We start from the raw sequence: 860 nt of genomic DNA, 5'->3' as shown, positions 1-860 counted from the left end.
ACTTTACTCTCACCTTCCCGGGTATCGCTTCGCTCACCCGGGCTACGAACTGTCAGATCTTCCGGCCCGCCTGCTCCCAATAGGGATCGCGCAGGCGGCGCTTGAAGATCTTGCCGGAGTCTTCGCGCGGCAGCCCGGTGCGGATCTCGATGTGCTTGGGCACCTTGTAGTCGGCGAGCGAGGTCTTCAGCCGCGCGCGGACATCGGCGGCATCGAGCGTGACGCCGGCCTGCGGCTCGACCACCGCCATCAATGCCTCGCCGAACTCCGCGTCGGGGATGCCGAACACCGCGCAATCATGCACGCCGGGCACGGCGTGCAGCACGGATTCGATCTCGGCCGGATAGATGTTGACGCCGCCCGAGATCACCATGTCGCGCTTGCGATCGCAGATGAAGACGTAGCCGTCTTCGTCGATATAGCCGACGTCGCCGGAGGTGATGAAGCCGTCGCGGTCGATCTCGGCGCGCTTCTCCGGCTTGTTGTGGTAGGTGAAGTCGGCCATCTCCGCCATGCGGGAATAGATCTCGCCGATCTCGCCCACGCCCAGCACGCGGCCGTCCTCGCCGATGAAGCGCAGCTCGGCGCCGGGCGAGATCTTGCCGACCGTGCCGGGCTTGCTCAACGCATCCTCCGAGGTCGCGAAGGTCACGGCGCTGGATTCGGTCGAGCCGTAGAATTCGTAGATCACCGGCCCCCACCACTCGATCATGGCGCGCTTGACATCGGCCGGGCAAGGCGCTGCCGCGTGGATGATATGACGCAGCGAGGAGACGTCGTACTTCTTGCGCACCGCCTCCGGCAGCTTCATCAGGCGGATGAACATGGTCGGCACCATGAAGATGGTGTCGATCTTGTAG

The 860-nt window shown here is 64.5% G+C and carries 1 protein-coding gene; it reads right to left on the bottom strand.

What is annotated here, in order from left to right; genetic code table 11:
* Positions 1-52 precede the first annotated feature (52 nt).
* A partial coding sequence (locus tag AC1D00_RS43335) for an AMP-binding protein (RefSeq protein WP_477014955.1) occupies positions 53-860 on the bottom strand: 808 nt, incomplete at its 5' end.

This window comes from Bradyrhizobium sp. P2_E8 (genome assembly GCF_056403875.1).
This window is presented reverse-complemented; position numbering and strand designations above follow the sequence as displayed.